Below are 18498 nucleotides of genomic sequence, written 5' to 3' on the forward strand. Positions count from 1 at the left end.
GTCTTTTAAAAAGAACATTTTGTTCATTATAACAAATTATAAGGAGTGTATGCTATGAATACATCATCTTCAAAAGTGAATTGGCTCTTATTTGCTGGTGTGTTATTAATTGCCGCAAATTTACGTGCGCCTATTACATCAGTAGGTGTAGTCTTACCTACTATTCAAGAGACATTACATCTCAGTCATACAGAAGTGAGTATTATTGCTATTATTCCACTATTAGCGTTTGCTGTCATCTCATTGATTGTCGCTCGTATCAGTCACCGTTATGGCATGGCACGTGTACTTTTTGTCGCATTACTCTTTATCTTTATTGGTGTTAGTTTAAGAAGCATTACAAGCAGCACTTTGCTATATGTAGGGACATTATTGATCGGTGTCGGTATCGCATTTGGTAATGTACTCGCCCCAGGTATCATCAAGTCGAAGTTCCCATATCGTATTGGTATTATGACGGCATGGTACACTGTCGTGATGAATATCTTTGGTGCCTTATCATCTTATAGTGCTGCACCACTGTTACAACATTTTAATTACAACATTGCGTTAGCAGCCATTAGTGTCGTAACATTTCTCGCAATCATCGTGTGGGCACCTCAACTCAAAAGTCATGAAACTCATGCACAAAATAAGCAATCCAATAATGTTAACGTCTGGAAATCGCCGTTATCATGGCGGATTACATTGCTGATGGGTGGACAGTCGCTTATTTTTTACTCACTCATCAACTGGTTACCAGAATTTCTGTTAACTTATGATATCTCAGTACAACGTGCCGGTCTCTATCTGTCCATCTTACAAATTGTGATTATTCCATTCACTTTCGTACTTCCTATCTATGCTGTACGTCTACAGTCACAAGTAGGACTCACAGCCTTTGCTGGCGCACTATTTACAACAGGTATCCTCATACTTATGTTGCTCCCGCATTGGGCATTCATTTCCATCATTATTATCGGCATTGCATGTGGTTTTGCATTTGGTCTCGTTAACACATTCTTTAGCTTGCGTGCTGAAAATGGTTTGACAGCTGCTAAACTTGCCGGCATGTCACAAGCTGTCGGTTACCTATTCGCATGTATTGGTCCGCTAATGTTTGGTTTATTACATGACTTAACACATACATGGACTTGGTCACTTGCGATACTGTTAGTCACAGCCATTGCCCTGATGTTTATCGCAGCAGGTGCAGGACGTCCAACGACTATTGAAGCAACACTTGGTCTCAGTGACAATGAGGCATAAAAGGTGATAACCGCTTTATGATTCACTAAATTGATTCCTAAAGATAAATGTAAGCACCAATATAACAACAGAACTCAAAGCTGCCGTTAAGAATACCGGCATGAATGCCATATGTACAACGGATTCTAATCCCTGCATCAATGCTTGACGCATAGGCGTTGATGCCAACTTTTCTAGCTGTTGCCACAATGCATAAGTACTACCATTGACGTTTGCCACTCCATCCATAATTGAAGGAGGCACATCTTCTGGTGTAAAGTTCCGTTCAGCTAAGGCTTCCTTCACTTGCGACATGGTTTGACTGAAGCCAAGTTGAATCAACATCGCAAACAATGTTGGCGCAATGGTGATCCCCATTTGACGAGAAACTGATAATGTAGCAATAACCGTACTGTTTCGATCATCGGCATAACCTGCCGTACGTGTCGCCAATACGGTCATCGGTGCACCAATTGTAAACCCAAATCCTAAACCGGCAACAATCGAGAAAAGCAGGAAAGTCATCGTGCCGGTTACCATAAAGGCTAATCCACCATAACCAACGAAACTAATAACACTGGCAACGACCAATGCAAAGACAGGTCCTTCTTTATCCACAATACGTCCACCTAATGACGCACCTACACCTGATGCTAATGCGAGTGGTGTGAGCCAAAAACCACTATTCGCTGCACTGACATGCAAGACATTTTCTACAAAAGATGGGATAAAGATAATAGCACCAATTAACATACCTGAACAAATCCCCATTACTAAAATAGCCGCAAATGTTGGCTTACGTAATAAGGAATATGGTAAAAATGCATCAATATTTTTACCTTCATTACGTTTCTCAATCCGAATCATGATGGCATAACCGATTATCGCTAGTAGGAAGAACACAATAACAGACCAACGCATGATAGGATCCATCGCTTCCGCCGCACGAATATTGTAAATACCAAACATCACTAATAGTGTAGAGAATGAGAACATAATAATCGCATACGTATCCATTTTCTTCTGTACAGGGCGACGTGTTTCTGTCATTTTCAACATGACGAATAGCGTAATAAACAATGCAATTGGTACATTAATTAAGAACAACCAATGCCACGTCCCTGTAATTTTAATTAATAAACTACCTAAGTTCGGACCGAGTACAGATGCAATCCCGTTCATCGCTCCTAACACGCCGAGCATCGTGCCTTGCTTTGAGCGGTCATACGTCGAGATAAAGTGGGCACTTGCGATAACAAATAACCCGCCACCACCGAGTGATTGAATTAAACGTGCCATAATAAAAAAGGTATAGTTCGGGCTTAATGCCACGAGTAATGAGCCAATACCAAATAAAATCACTTCAATGATATAGACTTTCTTACGTCCATACATATCAGCTAATTTACCAGCAATGGGTGTCGCTACCGCCATACCTAATGTATAAATTGCAATGCCCCATGCCCCCATCTGAGGCTGTATCTCAAAAGATTGGTTAATCGTCGTTAATGCTGCACTAATAATTCCATTATCTAACGCTGCCATAAACACACCAATCAGTAACAGTAGTGCTACAAAATTAAATTTGGTTTGTTTCTCTGAGTCCACTTAGGAATCCCCCTTTGTTCTTTTCCTTTATACTACTATCTAATAATATCAATGTGAATCTAATATGAACAAAATTGGATTATTTTTGATAAATAAAAAATAACTACGTACAATAACCGCTTCATCTGCTATTACATCGTAGTCATTCTTTTGAGTGGACATTTACGTCATCTCCTTTAAATGATATGATACCATGCACGCATTCCTGACAGAGCCGCTCTATTGTGCCCATGGAATTAAGTGATTTTTTGAGTAGCATCATTTATCATAGAAGTATCATAGAAAAAGGAGCAATCTTATGAAACCTGTATATTTTAACCATGACGGAGGCGTCGATGACTTAGTCTCGCTCTTCTTACTTTTACATATGGATAATATTGATTTAATTGGCGTCAGTGCTATTGGTGCCGATTGTTATGTAGAACCTGCTGAAAGTGCCTCGCGTAAAATCATTAATCGTTTTAGCCACTATCCTGTCGATGTCGCAACATCTTATGAACGTGGTAAAAATCCATTTCCTAAAGATTGGCGCATGCATGCTTTCTTTATGGATGCCTTACCGATTTTAAATGAACAACGTCCGAATCAATCGCATGCACTCGAAGCACACGCATACGCAGACATTATCGAAAAGGTACAAGCATCTGAACAACCTGTTACACTCTTGTTCACTGGCCCACTTACTGACCTAGCGAAAGCACTAGACGTGGCACCTAGTATTACAAATAATATTGAACGCCTCGTATGGATGGGTGGCACATTTTTAGACAAAGGCAATGTTGAAGAACCTGAACATGATGGCACAGCCGAGTGGAATGCTTTCTGGGATCCAGAAGCTGTTGCTCGCGTATTTGAGACGGATATTCCTATCGACATGGTTGCACTGGAAAGCACCAACAAAGTACCACTCACACCAGCCATTCGCCAATATTGGGCAGACCAACGTGAACACACAGGGGTGGATTTCTTAGGTGTCAGTTACGCAGCTGTTCCTCCATTAACACACTTCCAAACGAACTCAACGTATTTCTTATGGGATGTACTAACAACAGCTTATACAGGGCGCCCTGACTTAGTCCGTCAGAAAACCGTACACGCTTCTGTTATCACGCATGGACCAAGCCAAGGCCGTACATATCTCGATGAAACAAACGGTCGTCCATTGAACCCTGTGTATCACGTTGACCACGATGCCTTTTTTGCATATATTACCGACCTTGCCAAAAAAGCACGTGACTAATAGAATCATGGAAAGGACATAAATTATTTCACTAGAATCTCATAAAAACCTTGAAACTTTAAACTGGTTGGGAAATCCGATACGAAGGAAAACACGTTATCAATAGTCTCACTAGTACATCATCATTTGTAAATCTTGAAAAAGTTGGTTACTTCAAACAAAGGATTAAACCATTCAAACCCAAACTATAATGAGTGTGTCAAAAGTAAACTTCTGGCATACCTATTTTAGTGATCCAAACACATAAATTTACATCTGGCTGCTGTGATGTAAGAAAACTTATTTTGAATATCATCATGTGACACTATTTAAGGAGGATACTTATGAACCATGACTATTATAAAACAAGAAACTTAACTTATGGATTAGTTTACACTTTATTGGTTATTGGTTTTATATTTCTGTTATTAGACTTTATAACGACTTGTGTATGTATATATATACTATCTTCTATCATCCTACTAATATTCAATGTATTTTGGAAAAAGCACCTTTTAATAATAATTAGTTTTTTGATAACACTTTTATTAATTGCTTATTTATTGTATTACAAAGGTATCTTTTAGTGCTCTATTGAAAATTCTGCTTTTGAAACATCGTTTTTCAGTATCCAAATTATCATATCTCAGACCCTTTACTAAAGTCTTGATTCAGTATTTAAAACATTTGATTACGTCTCATCGTATGTATTGGCTATTTATGTTCAAACTAAAAATCATTCAGTTAAAAATACTATCATCAATCATTCGACAGCTTTTTCTTAATCCCAAAGGTGCTAAGACAAAATGCGATTCTTCTACCAAAAAAAAACAGAATTTGCATAACCACATAAAATTATTTTGAACATCATTTTAGGATGATAAGATGAGGGACCCACGTGGTTAGAGTATTTATTGAAAGCTTCTTAGGGAATAGATTCTATCAATTTGTTTATAATGACTGCTATATCATTTTCGGGGGAATTAACTCTATTTCGATTGGCAAAGTAAGTTGAAACATGCTTCCTCTTTGTACATATAAAGCACTCCTATCTATTGTTTTTATCGTTACTAACAATTATACGGGAAGTGCTTTATTTTTAACTCATTTACGAAAAACCTTGATTAGATGTATAAAAACATGTAATCAAGGTTTTTATAAGAAAATCTGGTGTTGTGTCCTAATCCTTTGCACTTGTAGAGGTTCATATAATTTATAATTGACCTTTCTCCATTGACTTCAAGAATTTAATATAGCCGATAGTCAAAAAGATCAAACTTAGTAACAATGAAGTCGCTATTAAAATAAGCTTGTTATAACCATTGTACAGTGTAAAAACTAAGAATGAATAAAAGTACAAATGACTTGCGAAAATACCGATAACACCAACAAAGAAGTTACCAACTGTCAGTAAAAAGCTCAATACAGCTGGAAGTACAAATCCCTGAAACAAATAGTTCAACATATAAATAAAACTAATTATCGGCAAAAATGTTAACATCAATATAATCAAAAGACATACAAAGTCAACACCTATCAAATCCCACTGCTGAGTAAAAATAACATAACTAACAGCGTATAACAGATAGCCAAGCCATAGCATAATAAAACCGATAAATACATAGAATACAAAGTTAAGCAGATAGTATGTCTTTAAACTTTTGAAATAAGTGACTGTATTTTGAAATGCATGATTTCTTCTTTCAATTCTAAACATCAATCCGACAATTAACGTCATCGCTAATGGCAATATTAATTCAAGAAATAGTTGAAGTGATGTTACACGAAACATTTGCAAGTCTGTCTGTTTAGCAAAAAATGCGAGACATGCAAATAAACTCACAGTCACAATGGGCAGACCTAACATGATAGGCACAATAGAAGTACGTTTCATTTTTAAGAATTGCATTTTCAAAAATAACATATTTCTAAAATTCCTTTCTGTTAATGTAGAAATTGGAAATTACCATGATGATTACAAAAACAAACGTACTATATATACCAAACACGAAGAAAGACATATCAAAGAACACAAGCATATTGTGATCTAATATATTTGTTGCATTGATAATTTGTTCGGGAATCTTAAATGGCATCATTTCAGATTGCATTAATAAACTTACCAGTGCTAATAAAATACCCACTGCAATGACATACACCTTATTTTCAATCACTAATGCAATAAAAAATTGAATCGCCTGCATACCCAAAGTCCCAATAAAAACTGCAAACATAATATATACAAACGCCATAAGGTTTGGGATATGACCATTCACAAATAGACTCGTCAGTAAATGACATACCATAAATACTATCATTGTTATGAACATTAATCCCAACAATACTAAGAACTTCGCAAAAATAATCTCTCGTTTACTTTTCTTACTAACTAACAGTACTGACCACATATTACTTTCATATTCTGTAGAGATAATTTTGGCACTGAAAACACCATATAAAAAGTAAAATACAGGTATAAACCATGCAAGTGCATAAATTAAAAAGCTTAATGATGATGCTTCAACACTTGAGAAATGCGAATTGTAATAATACAAGCCAATTGCCAAAACTTCAGAAATCATAACCGCAAGAATGATTGAAGTGATAAAAGTAACCTTTGGCAATTTATACCATTCTGATTTAATGAGACTGTTCATTGGCAAGTTCTCTTTCATTATTTGTTAATTTCAAAAAGATATCTTCTAAAGATGACTGTTCATGATAAATTTCATAAATACTAATATCATGATTCACAAGTGTTTTATTAATATGCGGAATATCTTGGCGCTGGGCTTGTATACATAATCGATTATCTTCTATAGACGTAGAAAATGTAGTCAGTAAGTTGGCTGATTTCTCATTGTCATCTGTAACAAAATACACACTGTCTTGATTATACGTATCTAGCAATATCTGCATATCACCTTGGAATAACAACTGCCCTTTATTAATAAGACAGACATAACTGCACATCTGCTCGATTTCAAACAAGTTATGACTCGATACAATAATACTAATACCTTTTTCTCGAACGAGCTTCATTAATAACTCTCTCATTTTTTTAATCCCACTTGGATCCAAACCATTCGTGGGTTCATCTAATATAATTAGCTTAGGATCATTCATTAAAGCAATGGCAATACCTAAGCGCTGTTTCATTCCTAAAGAGTACTCTTTAACTTTCTTTTGTGCCGCATGTGTCAGATCAACAATCGACAACACATTTTCAATTGCTTCAGGATTGTTATGATGAATATATTGCATAATCTTCAGGTTTTCATACCCTGTTAAATGATCGTAAAACGACGGTGAATCTACAAGCGCACCGACTTGATTTAAAATTTCTTGTTTGTGATTTTCAAGTTTCATATCAAACAGCTTCACTTGACCCTCTGTTGGTTTTGCTAAGCCGAGCAACATTCTAATCGTTGTCGTTTTACCAGACCCATTCGGACCTAAAAAACCACAAATAAGCCCTTCTGGAATACGAATATTTAAGTTTTGAACAGCGTGAAAATCTCCAAACTGTTTACTCACATCTTGCGTCTCAATAACATTCAAGATAGTGCCTCCTTTGTTCAAGGTATCATAGTAGTATTATCCTTATTGTTTAGGTTTAATGAGCTTGATAGTGAAAAAAGCTAACATAATAGTTGCTGCAGCATAAATAATTATTGAAATGATTAAGACTGTCATATTAGGATTCGCAAGCTGTAATGGTAGCGGTGCATAACTCACTTTTAATTCTCCGCCACTATGAGCTAGAGCAATAAACATTTTAATCATACTCCACGCCGTCACAAATGCAACAATACCTAGAAGTACGGCTAATATTTTTCTACCCATTCCATTCATCTCCTTTAAAAATTCAATCTATAATAACTTTCATCAACTTTTACCCTTAATTTGTGCAGACTATTCATACACTTTCGTAATTAACGTGAATCAAAGGCGAAATATACTTTGAAAACATCTACTGACACATAAAAAAAGCCCACGTTACTATGGGGAGAACGTAGACTAAAAGAATTAAAAATATGAAATAACTAACACTGTAGAAACATTATAGCATAATTTTATATTAAATTTATACAACTGAAATTAAAAAATCAATTAATTTATATACAGTTATATAATTATAGTAAAACCAAAATGTTAATACTGTGTAAAAATAAGCGCCACGTTACAAAAACAAGCATACTCTAAATAGATGCTTGTTTTTATGGCATATCTATTATAATCCTAGAATAGTTTTAATTGTTAAGCCGACACATACCGTCGTGGTTATTAAGAAAAAGCCTGGCAATAAAAAGCTTGTTGTTTTAGTAGAACGTGTCTCATCAACATCAACCGCAAACAAAATTGTTGGCTGTGCTGGGATGACAAAGTTTACATTCAATGTTTGTGCAATGGCTATGAAAAATGTGGGTGGTATACCTAATGTCATCACAATCGGTACCATAATAGAAGCCGTTGCTGATTGCGAAATCACAACCATAGACACAAGTCCAACAAATAAAATTAGGAGCCACGGTGCTTGTTCAACAAGACCACCAATTTGTGTCTCCATAATATCACGGTTAGACGATGCACTAAAGATAGTCGCACCTAACCAGCCCGGTCCTAACACCGCAAATAAAGCACCGATTGCGGCTTGCGTGATATGTGAATTTAAAATTTCATTCGGTTGAATCTTAATCAATAACAGATTCACCATCGCACTCATATACATAAAGAGCTGCACAAGGTCTGTCATTTGTAGCTTTACAATCTCACCGTCAATTTTGAAAGAAGGACCCAGTTCTGGGAAAATCCCAAATGTTAAAATACAACCAACTGCCACAATAAATGATAAAACACCGATTTTGACACGGGTTGAGTGCGTTTTTGTCGTATCTTCTTCAACAATTTTTTGAAGCATTGTTTGTGCTTGACGCTCATCCATTTTGGTTTGTCCCACAAATGTAATGAACACACTCAATATCACCATACTGATAAGTGCAGTTGGTAAGACGATAGACAAGTACTGTCCCATTGTAATACCCAAGCCTGCAAATTCTGAAATCATGTATGCTGTAGCTGAAGCGGCCGGACTACATAATAATGCGATATTCGCTGTTAAAACCGATGCTGTTAATGGTTTTTTAGGTTTGATACGCGCTTTTAATGCTGTTTTTGCAATAATCGGTTCTAACGACAGTGCAATATTCGCTGTCCCAATACCGAATACAAATAAAAAGACGATCATCGGCGCAATAAAGATAATTGATTTTGGGAATCGCTCGATAACTTTTGATGCCAAATGTACGAGATAGTCAATACCACCTGTTGCTTGCAAGGTTCCACCCGCAATCCCAATCGATAAGATAATGAGCACTGCTGTTACCGGCGCTGAGCCTGGTGGTAAGCCAAAACCAAATATCATTACTAACTGTGCGACAATCGCAAAAATTCCACAACCAAGAGCACCTGCTGTACGTAATCCAAGTACAATTGCAAGTACCATAATTATAATTTCTATACTAAAAAGAAGCATTCTTTTTTTCCTCTTTCTATTTTGTCAATGCGAATATTTTAACATAATAACAATGACAATATAATGATAACATGTTTTTTGTACGCTTTTTGACATATTTGTTAACATCTAACAGCTATTACAAAAACAGTTCATTTCCTTATACTTTGAAGATGTGTTAGTTTATGAACAAACTAAAATTTGAACTCGAAAGGTGGATTATACATGAAAACACTTAAAGATAAAGTCGCCGTAGTAACGGGTGCAAGTAGCGGTATTGGTGCTGCCATTGCACAAAAGCTCAACGACAATGGCACAAAAGTAGTATTACTGGCACGCAATGAAAACAAAATGAATATGATTGCGGAAGACTTTACAGATGCACTCATCATCCCAACTGATGTGACAGAGCGTGCAGCTGTTGAACACGCCATTCAACATACCATTGAACACTTTGGGCAAGTAGATATTTTAATCAACAGTGCTGGTTTAATGACATCTTCCGCCATTACCAAAGGCGATGTAGCAGGTTGGGATGCAATGATTGATGTTAACATTAGAGGTACGCTCTATGCGATTAACGCTGTGATGCCACATTTCCAAGCACAATCTCATGGACATATTATTAACATCTCGTCCATCTCAGGCTTTGAAGTGACAAAAGTAAGTACCCTTTATAGCGCAACAAAAGCAGCTGTCCACACTATCACGCAGGGGCTTGAAAAAGAGCTGGCACGCACAGGTATTCGAGCAACAAGTATTTCACCAGGAATGGTTGATACTCCAATGAACGCTGGCTATGACTTTGGTAATCGTAAAATGTTAGAGGCTGACAACATTGCCGATACGGTACTATACGCATTGACACAACCTGCGCACGTGAACGTTAACGAAATCACTGTTCGCCCTGTATAACATTACCTAGCCAAACACCGCACAATTGACATCTCTATGTCAAAAAATTAAACTAAAATTAAAGCGTTTACACATAAGACGAGGAGGATGTATTATGACAAAAATTGCAATTGCTGGCGCAGGTGCTATGGGAAGCCGTATCGGCAGCTACATTAAACAAGCAGGCTATGATGTGACATTGATTGATACATGGCCAGATCATGTTCAAGCTATTAATGACAAGGGATTAGAGATTCAAACAGAAACGGATACATATACTTTAGAAATCCCTGCTGTTTTGCCAACGGATGTAAGTGATACATTTGATTTAATCATTATTCTTACAAAGTCAATGCAATCTGAAGAGATGATTTATCAGTTGAAAGATAAAGGGGCTATCCATCAAGATACTGCTATCTTAACGATGATGAATGGGCTCGGTCATGATGAACGTTTTGCTAAGATTGTCCCACGCGAACAAGTCTTTTTGGCTGTAACTATGTGGACGGCTGGTATGCGTGGTCCAGGACAAGTCTTACTCGAAGGACAAGGTAGCATTGAACTTCAACGTGCTGATGGTCAAGCTGATGAACGTACAGAAACTATCAATAAAATTTTCAATGATGCAGGCTTGAATGCTAAAATTAGCGATAATGTGTTCCAATCTATTTGGTCTAAAGCTACATTGAATAGTGTACTCAATCCATTATGTAGCATTCTCAATAAAACCATTTATGAATTCGGTAGCTACGAACAATCGCGCAGTATGGTCACTCCAATCATTGATGAAATTGTTGCAGTCGCAAAAGCACGCAATGTCGAACTTGATGGTGTAGCCTTACTTGAAAAAATTGAAGCTGCGTACCCTAAAGAAACACAAGGCTTACACTATCCATCAATGCATCAAGACTTATACAACGGTCGTTACACAGAAGTTGACTACTTAAATGGTCAAATTAGTAAATACGGTCATGAAGCAAATATTCCAACGCCTAATAACGATATGTTGACCCACCTCATCCATCAACTCGAAATGAAATACGTCAAATAATTATAAAAAGCGTGGCACGACAACTTCTCTAAGTCATCGTGTCACGCTTTATTTATTAGGCTTACCAACCTGTAAAATCTGATTTATCAATGTAACGTAAAGTGAAAACTAAATTAACAATCGCAAAAATAATACCGACACTGCCAATAATAAATAGCAATACTTGACCACTCATAGATGTTGAAAATAATAATGGTGGACAAACAATTAATAGTAAAGCAATGACAATGACGTTAATAAATAATTTGTTATTCATAATGATGTTAGCCCCTTTGTAAAATAAAATATGTAGCTTCCCTTTTGTTTTATGACGAAAGTTTGTCTATATAAATCCTACAATAAACTAATTTTTAAATCAATATTGGGTGAATGTTTTAACTTTCAATCTTGTTTAAGGAAATTATATTCTTTTTCACTAAATTTAACACGGAATCGGAGTGATATTTTTATGACATATCACTAATGTCGCATTAAAATTTTCATTCTTTGGGATAACTAAGGGATAAACATTTTAATGCGACACTAATGTACTATAATAAATCATTTGTAGGGTCAATATAATTTTTAGAATTTTTTTAATACAGGTGTGAAAACCCTCATTAATTTTGAAATTCAAATAAAACATGGCGCAACAACTCATTTATCAGTCATTACGCCTTATTCTCTATCACTTATTAAATAATCGCATCTGGTTCTTCTGGCAAGATTTGACCACCATCAATAACGAGACTTTGACCAGTAATAAACTTCGCTGCTGGGCTTGCGAAAAATGCCACCGCATAACCAATATCAAAAGGCTCTCCAAGTTCATGCGTTGGAATGATTTTACGTGTCCCTTCTAAGTATGCCTCTCCTTGTGCTTTTAGACCATCTGTCAGCACATTGCCCGGTTGCACGGCATTAATCGTAATACCATATTTTGCATATTCTAATGCCGCACTACGCATAAATCCTAATTGCCCTGCCTTTGTTGCACCATAATGCGCCCATCCTGGATATCCCGTTATCGGTCCTGTAACAGAAGATGTTAATACAACACGTCCATAACCTTGTGCTTTCATCACCGCAAGTACCGCTTGTGTCACAAGGAATGTTCCTTTCAAGTTGATATTTTGAATATAATCCCAATCTGCTTCTGTCATGGTCTCTATAGAAATTTGTGGATAAACACCTGTATTGGCAGCCAAAATATCAATGCGTCCGTGTTGTGCCACAATATCAGCAACAACTGCTTCAATTCTTGCCTTATCCGTAACATCTAACTCGTAGAAATGTCCTTGTACGTCATCTGCTGTTTGTTGCCCTGCGACCTTATCAATATCAGCTACAATCACTTTTGCGCCTGCTTGTGCCAAGGCTTCTACAATACCTTTACCAATGCCATTCGCACCACCTGTTACCAATGCGATCTGATCTGATAAATGAATCACATCAATTACCACCTTTCTATTTTTTAAACGCTTTCACTTATAGTATTCCCTATCATACGGGGGATTAGACAAGAAAATCGTAACAATTCTATGACAAATCATCTTTACGTAATTACTTTAGATAAACTAGATGGTTAATCCATTTAATATATCAATCATCAACATCCTAACTGTTGAAACCAAAGAAGTTAGGAGATAATCCAAAATAGGTAACATATCTATTCTATAATTCACACTGATTGCACCTATTATTATCGATATTGTCCTTGCACCTTACACACATTGGTTAGTCAAACGTAAGCATTGAGTTCAAGACTATTAAAAACCAATCACCCACAAAAAACATCATTCTATCGCATTATTAGATGGCGCTTAGTGTTTCAACATGAATGTCAAACACTCTTTGCTCAACTTATTTACATCATAACTATTCGCTACTTTCTTAGTTATGTTAGACTTTACACAATAAAATAAGGGAGCGGCTTGCTGTTCAAGAAGCCTCTCCCATATCATTTACTGCTCTACTTTTTGTTTGCCTGAACCATGTTCGCTCACAAATTGCTTATTATAGTAGTTGCTATTCACACTAATTTCATGGTCAAACTTCTTAATACCCTCACGCTCAATCAATGTTGGCGTGTCTGAGAATAAGTCTGTTCCTAAACCTAAGCGATCTCCTTTAATTTCTACGCCCATGCTCGATAAGATTGTTGGGAACATATCTAACGGCGCAAATTTACGATTCTGCACTTTTTCTGGTTCTTTCGCAGGATTCAGAATCAAGTTGAAAATATCACGTTTATAGTTTGGATCAAAATCTTTAAAGAACTTTTTATCCATGCTGAGATGGTCACCTGTAATAACAATCGTTGTATTTTCATAAAACGGTTGCTGTTGAATCCAACGTACGAATTCGACCGCTTCTGATGTTGAATATGCAATCACGTTCGCATACTGATTATCACGTGGCGTCGGCGTATTTTTAGACACATAGCCATCTGGGAAATGCGTATCTGCCGTTTCCATTGTAAAGTTGAATGGCTTTCCTGTTTGTGACAAACGTGTAATTTCTTGTTTTGCAAAGTCATACAGTTTATCATCTTCAAATCCCCACCATACTTTGTAGTCTTTCGGAATATAACCGTTCGCTTGCGCATATTTCCAATCCCAAATATTAAAGTTACCGTGTGATTTGTAGTAAGTAGTCAAACCACCAAAATCTGCATCCGCACCGAACATAACCGTTTGTTCGTATCCTTCATCATGCAAAATATCACCAATGCCACGTGCACCTGGTAAAAAGTATCCTGACTTACCATAGCTGTTACCATTCATTGGAATCTTCAATGGAATTCCCATGTCCATATTAATCATGCCAGCTACGGACCAACTCGAACCATATGTTTGATACGGGCCACCGAATGGGTCTTTCGTGTCAGAGAAATGCACGCCTTCTTTCGATAGTGCTGTCAACTCAGGCATTAGGTTCTCATGCATATAGCCGCCTAAGTCTTTTGATAAATAAGAGTTTTCAACAGATTCTAAATAGATATGTATCAAGTTTCGCTTTTTGTCTGGAAATTGATACTGTTGCGTTGTAGGTGCAACATAGTTTTGTTTGATATACGGTGAATCTTTCGCATATGCCTCATATACTTCTGGCAAGCGAAGTTTTTTAGAACCATACGTCACACCTGTTACAAGTACTGCCAAAGCAATGGGTAACAATAATGCTTTGCCTACTGTACGCTTCAAAAATAGGCGCTGTTGTTGTCCAACCACATCATAGCGATTGTAGATGACTAAGATAAATATAGGTACCGCAAAAAAGAGCGACTTTAAAATAGGCGTTCGCACAATCTCTTGTACCATGCCGTCTGATGTCCCTTTGATTGGCGATTTCAAATTGAATAGAAACTGTTCTGGCGTAATATTACCAAAGTAGTCAATAAACCAATCGGCAAAAAACATAACGAGTAAACCAACAATGGTAAAGAGTAGAATAAAAACATTGCCGAGCATATCAAGCCAACGTCGTTTAACCGTCACTTCACGAAAATACACTGTTGTTTGACGTTGTAGCAAGTACTTCAAACATAGCCATAACGCACCAACAAGAACTGCAGCACCTAAATAATAAGCGCCGAATATTGTCTTATAGGCTACCGCTTCGACACTCTCTCCTCGACCTAACACGATAACGAACAAACCAAGCGTTAGAATATTAATCGTTATTACATAGAATAAAAATTTACGTATGAATCGTTTCTTTTCATGTGATTTTTTGACCCATACGACATCAAGCAACGTGACAATAACACCCACCAAAAGATATATAAACCATTGCATCATGATTAATACCTCCAACTTATATATGTATTTATATTCATTCTATAATATAACTAAATAAATTGTCATGCTGTTTTTTAATTACGACATCTTTACAAATTTTTCTGTAACGCTCCCAAGTACTGCGGAAACCCTGCTCCTTGAACATTGACAATCAGCTTGAGAAAACGTATTTCCACTCCAACCGGCTACTGAATTCGACATCATTTAGACGGTATTTACGATTCATTTTCCAGAACTTCTGTCATATATCTTTCCTTATTAATCATTGTAATGCTGTTTCCAATGCATGCTTACTTTCAATATCTGGATGCACTGGGTCATTTTCATAATAGACACCTGTTCGATCTTTAATTTTATAGTTCGTAATATTCATATCCGTCTTGTCGAACAGCGTAATTGTTGTATTAGCCGTTGTATAGGTTGCGCTATCCTCACCTATATACTGTGTATGAGGGCGTCCTTTGAATGCAAGTGCAGTAATCTCACCTGAACTCGCTGTTTTATGACTAATTAGGACATCTACTGGTGTACTTAAGTCTTTCTTGCCAGCTTTGATTTGTACGGATGTCCCACCACCTGTTACCTTACCGTCTTTCAATGTCGCATCGAAGTGATTGCCATCTCGATCAATCCATGACATCAAAGTACCATCAGGAATAATCTTAGATAGTCCTGCAATCATCGGTCCCATATCGCCACCATCGTTATCCTGTAAGTTCACAACGACATGTGTATAATCATGATTTTCTAATGCATCATTGAGTTTCATCGCATAGCGTTTCGCTTCTTTTTCACTTCCAATAAAGCCTGGTAAGTTTAATACCAGCGTCTGACCGTACATTTTACTCGTTGGATATGCGACGTTTTTTTCGACATTACTTTGTTCGCTTGGTGTTTGTAAAAATGAATGTTTCCCGCCTGCAACTTTTAATGCTTTTTCCAATGCATCATGTGTCTCATCATACGTTTTCGCATCTGTTGTTGCTTTATAAGCTTCTGTTTTAGCACGCTCCCACTTATCACCTTTAGCATACAAACCGAGATTCTCCATTTGAATTAGTGCAATTTTGACATATTCTTGCGTCGATGGCTTCATAACATACAGATTGTAATAAGGTCCATAAGTTTTGAGCAAGAAGAAGAGTGTCACTACCAACACAGCTACCACACCAACAATCCAATATATGATTTTTTTCATATTCATATCCTCGCAGTATTCCAGATTATTAGCTCAATTATATCACGATTTATCTCATTAAAGCGTTTCAATTCGCCAGTATCGTGTCAAACAGCCAAATAAAAACACCTATGACAGACATATTGTCTGCCATAGATGCTCGTAGTGATTAGTGTGCCATCATTTCATCTTTCACTTCTTCTTTAGAGAGGTCTGCTGGATAATATGTTGGCCAGTTTTCTAGCTCTTTTAAGACTTCATCACGATCGTTACCCATAAAAAGGTGATAGTGTGCAGCCTTAACTGGGGCGATATTATGATCGCTAAATTGTACATATTTTGGTAAGTCATCTGAAGCTTCACCGTCTAACTTGAATGTGTAACGTACACCACGATTTCCGCGTTCATATTGCAAGATATCTTTACCATCATATTTATACGTACCTGTTACAGACTTTCCATTTTTGGTAAATGTAATCGTATCATCTGTAATCTTAATATGGTCGATGTCTGTTTTGTAGCCTGTGTCATAGTATGCTTTGTATTCTTTAGCTGACTTATCGCCTTTTTCTTCAGCCTTATGTTCAAAAACTTCATCTAATGTACCATCTTTCAACAATGGATAAACCGATTGCCAATCACCTGCATAATCAGATAATGTACGATCTTTGACTTGGCTGTCTTTGAAGTAACCGTCTTGAATTGCTTTTGTATGTTTATTAGCTGCTTTTTCATCTTCAACTGAGATTTTATCATTTAACGCTTTCTCAATATTTTTGATATTTTCTTCCATCAATGATTGATATGTTGAGTCTTTAGATTGATCTTTGGATACAGCTTCCATATTGTTAAACTTCAATGGTTTAGCGTCTGTTTCTTTACGAATAGTATCTGTTACTTTGTTCGCAACATTCTCTTCATATAAGATATATTTCGCACCTGTATCGTTAATCTCTTTCACGATTTTCGTTAATTCTTGTTGTGATGGATCTTCAGCATTTAAGCTTTGTACACCTTTTTGAACAAAGCCATAGCGGTTTGCTAAGTAGCCAAGCGATTCATGTGAGACGAATACTGCGTGACCTTCATGGCCTTTTGTCGCTTGTTTCATTTTGCCATCGAGTTCGTCTAAGTCTTTTAATAACTTATCAGCATTTTTCTTGTACTCATCTTTGTGTTCAGGATCACGTTTACTCAAATCATCACGGATCGCTTTTACGAATGCTTTGTCCATGTTTGGATCCAACCATACATGTGGATCGTAACCACCGTGGTGATGATGTTCATGCTCTTCTGACTCATGGTCATGTCCTTCCGCTTCATGATCATGATCTTCCCCTTCATGCTCATGTTGGTCAGTTAATAACTCTGACTTATCAAGCGAATCTTCTAATGATAGCTTATTATCATTTTTTTTGATTGCGCTTGCTACTTTTTTAGCAACCGGATCTAAGTTATCCCCTGTGTAAACAAATACATCTGATTTGCTTGCATCGATAATATCTTTTTGTGACGGTTCAAAGCTATGTAAGTCTGCACCTGCAGGATAAATCGAGTCAACGTCAACATGTTTCCCACCAATCTGTTTAACAAAAGATTGAAGTGGATAAACAGTTGTTGTAACTTTCAATTTATCACTTGAAGAAGCTTTATTATCGGCTGACTGTCCACAAGCAACTAACAATGTACTTGCTAATGCTGCTGTAGCTAATACTTTCAAACTTTTCTTCATGTATAGGACGCCTTCTTTCAAATAGTAATCATTACGATTAGATTATACATGAGGCTACAAAAATGTGCAATGCCATTTTTGTATTTCTTATACAAGTTTTTTAGAGCTACAAAAAGGCAGTAGCTATCTAAAGTGACGTTCACATAAAGACGCTACTGCCCATATCATAATCAGTCATCAGTAATCTTGCAGCAGAACTTTTCTAACTCTGCCTTCCATACTTCAAGCACATTATTGTCAGGTTCGTTAATTCTTTATAAACCCTTTGAATCGAATAAACCCACAGTATGTGC

At 36.7% G+C, this 18498-nt stretch carries 15 protein-coding genes and 1 pseudogene; 4 read left to right on the forward strand and 12 right to left on the reverse strand.

What is annotated here, in order from left to right; genetic code table 11:
- The first annotated feature begins 54 nt into the window (after positions 1–54).
- Positions 55–1248, forward strand: coding sequence for a CynX/NimT family MFS transporter (locus NXS11_RS02255; protein ID WP_259198313.1), 1194 nt, complete (start codon positions 55–57; stop codon positions 1246–1248).
- Positions 1249–1263: 15 nt separating this feature from the next.
- Here NXS11_RS02255 and NXS11_RS02260 read toward each other — a convergent pair whose 3' ends face one another.
- Entirely contained in the window at positions 1264–2835 is a 1572-nt protein-coding gene (locus NXS11_RS02260) for an MFS transporter (protein ID WP_259198314.1), read from the reverse strand.
- A gap of 298 nt (positions 2836–3133) precedes the next feature.
- Between NXS11_RS02260 and NXS11_RS02265 the strand changes: the two genes are divergently transcribed.
- Positions 3134–4075 carry a nucleoside hydrolase gene (locus NXS11_RS02265; protein ID WP_259198315.1) on the forward strand — a complete coding sequence of 314 codons (942 nt, stop codon included), beginning with the start codon at positions 3134–3136 and terminating at the stop codon, positions 4073–4075.
- A 796-nt stretch (positions 4076–4871) separates the two neighbouring features.
- Here the strand turns inward: NXS11_RS02265 and NXS11_RS11165 are convergent.
- The 6 genes and pseudogenes from NXS11_RS11165 to NXS11_RS02290 form a co-directional block, all read right to left on the reverse strand.
- Positions 4872–4964: pseudogene (locus NXS11_RS11165) on the reverse strand (hypothetical protein); the annotation flags it as partial.
- Between the two features lie 303 nt (positions 4965–5267).
- The gene (locus NXS11_RS02270) at positions 5268–5978 is read right to left on the reverse strand and encodes an ABC transporter permease (protein ID WP_259198316.1); all 711 of its coding nucleotides are present in this window, start codon (positions 5976–5978) and stop codon (positions 5268–5270) included.
- Between the two features lie 4 nt (positions 5979–5982).
- Positions 5983–6711, reverse strand: coding sequence for an ABC transporter permease (locus tag NXS11_RS02275; protein ID WP_259198317.1), 729 nt, complete (start codon positions 6709–6711; stop codon positions 5983–5985).
- Entirely contained in the window at positions 6695–7615 is a 921-nt protein-coding gene (locus NXS11_RS02280) for an ABC transporter ATP-binding protein (RefSeq protein WP_259198318.1), read from the reverse strand. The genes NXS11_RS02275 and NXS11_RS02280 overlap by 17 nt, the downstream gene beginning before the upstream one ends.
- Before the next feature lie 42 nt (positions 7616–7657).
- On the reverse strand, positions 7658–7900 hold the full coding sequence (locus tag NXS11_RS02285; protein WP_259198319.1) for a hypothetical protein: 243 nt from the start codon (positions 7898–7900) through the stop codon (positions 7658–7660).
- Positions 7901–8288: 388 nt separating this feature from the next.
- Positions 8289–9590 carry an anaerobic C4-dicarboxylate transporter family protein gene (locus NXS11_RS02290; protein ID WP_259198321.1) on the reverse strand — a complete coding sequence of 434 codons (1302 nt, stop codon included), beginning with the start codon at positions 9588–9590 and terminating at the stop codon, positions 8289–8291.
- 204 nt (positions 9591–9794) lie between these two features.
- Here NXS11_RS02290 and NXS11_RS02295 point away from each other — a divergent pair, with 204 nt between their 5' ends.
- Together NXS11_RS02295 and NXS11_RS02300 are read left to right on the forward strand one after the other, a co-directional pair.
- Positions 9795–10484 carry an SDR family oxidoreductase gene (locus NXS11_RS02295; RefSeq protein WP_259198322.1) on the forward strand — a complete coding sequence of 230 codons (690 nt, stop codon included), beginning with the start codon at positions 9795–9797 and terminating at the stop codon, positions 10482–10484.
- 94 nt (positions 10485–10578) lie between these two features.
- A complete protein-coding gene (locus NXS11_RS02300) occupies positions 10579–11514 on the forward strand; it encodes a ketopantoate reductase family protein (RefSeq protein ID WP_259198323.1) in 936 nt (311 codons plus the stop codon).
- A gap of 61 nt (positions 11515–11575) precedes the next feature.
- Here NXS11_RS02300 and NXS11_RS02305 read toward each other — a convergent pair whose 3' ends face one another.
- The 5 genes from NXS11_RS02305 to adcA all read right to left on the reverse strand — a co-directional run bounded on the left by NXS11_RS02305 (position 11576) and on the right by adcA (position 18205).
- Positions 11576–11770, reverse strand: coding sequence for a hypothetical protein (locus NXS11_RS02305; protein WP_103357039.1), 195 nt, complete (start codon positions 11768–11770; stop codon positions 11576–11578).
- Between the two features lie 418 nt (positions 11771–12188).
- Positions 12189–12944: a 3-oxoacyl-ACP reductase FabG gene (gene fabG, locus NXS11_RS02310; protein WP_259198325.1), complete on the reverse strand. Its 756-nt coding sequence runs from the start codon at positions 12942–12944 to the stop codon at positions 12189–12191.
- A 513-nt stretch (positions 12945–13457) separates the two neighbouring features.
- Positions 13458–15296, reverse strand: coding sequence for an LTA synthase family protein (locus tag NXS11_RS02315; protein ID WP_259198327.1), 1839 nt, complete (start codon positions 15294–15296; stop codon positions 13458–13460).
- Positions 15297–15558: 262 nt separating this feature from the next.
- Positions 15559–16494 carry a S41 family peptidase gene (locus tag NXS11_RS02320; protein ID WP_259198328.1) on the reverse strand — a complete coding sequence of 312 codons (936 nt, stop codon included), beginning with the start codon at positions 16492–16494 and terminating at the stop codon, positions 15559–15561.
- 148 nt (positions 16495–16642) lie between these two features.
- Positions 16643–18205: a zinc ABC transporter substrate-binding lipoprotein AdcA gene (gene adcA, locus NXS11_RS02325; RefSeq protein ID WP_259198330.1), complete on the reverse strand. Its 1563-nt coding sequence runs from the start codon at positions 18203–18205 to the stop codon at positions 16643–16645.
- Between the last annotated feature and the right edge of the window lie 293 nt (positions 18206–18498).

It is taken from the genome of Staphylococcus americanisciuri, from assembly GCF_024814435.1.
Classification (GTDB): Bacteria; Bacillota; Bacilli; order Staphylococcales; family Staphylococcaceae; genus Staphylococcus; species Staphylococcus americanisciuri.

Excerpts from the sequence above, each read along its gene's own strand:
- adcA (WP_259198330.1), bottom strand. The coding sequence starts at position 18,205 with ATGAAGAAAAGTTTGAAAGTATTAGCTACAGCAGCATTAGCAAGTACA.
- NXS11_RS02290 (WP_259198321.1), bottom strand. The coding sequence starts at position 9,590 with ATGCTTCTTTTTAGTATAGAAATTATAATTATGGTACTTGCAATTGTA.
- NXS11_RS02295 (WP_259198322.1), top strand. The coding sequence starts at position 9,795 with ATGAAAACACTTAAAGATAAAGTCGCCGTAGTAACGGGTGCAAGTAGC.
- NXS11_RS02255 (WP_259198313.1), top strand. The coding sequence starts at position 55 with ATGAATACATCATCTTCAAAAGTGAATTGGCTCTTATTTGCTGGTGTG.
- NXS11_RS02320 (WP_259198328.1), bottom strand. The coding sequence starts at position 16,494 with ATGAAAAAAATCATATATTGGATTGTTGGTGTGGTAGCTGTGTTGGTA.
- NXS11_RS02285 (WP_259198319.1), bottom strand. The coding sequence starts at position 7,900 with ATGGGTAGAAAAATATTAGCCGTACTTCTAGGTATTGTTGCATTTGTG.
- NXS11_RS02275 (WP_259198317.1), bottom strand. The coding sequence starts at position 6,711 with ATGAACAGTCTCATTAAATCAGAATGGTATAAATTGCCAAAGGTTACT.
- NXS11_RS02265 (WP_259198315.1), top strand. The coding sequence starts at position 3,134 with ATGAAACCTGTATATTTTAACCATGACGGAGGCGTCGATGACTTAGTC.
- NXS11_RS02315 (WP_259198327.1), bottom strand. The coding sequence starts at position 15,296 with ATGATGCAATGGTTTATATATCTTTTGGTGGGTGTTATTGTCACGTTG.
- NXS11_RS02300 (WP_259198323.1), top strand. The coding sequence starts at position 10,579 with ATGACAAAAATTGCAATTGCTGGCGCAGGTGCTATGGGAAGCCGTATC.
- NXS11_RS02305 (WP_103357039.1), bottom strand. The coding sequence starts at position 11,770 with ATGAATAACAAATTATTTATTAACGTCATTGTCATTGCTTTACTATTA.
- NXS11_RS02270 (WP_259198316.1), bottom strand. The coding sequence starts at position 5,978 with ATGTTATTTTTGAAAATGCAATTCTTAAAAATGAAACGTACTTCTATT.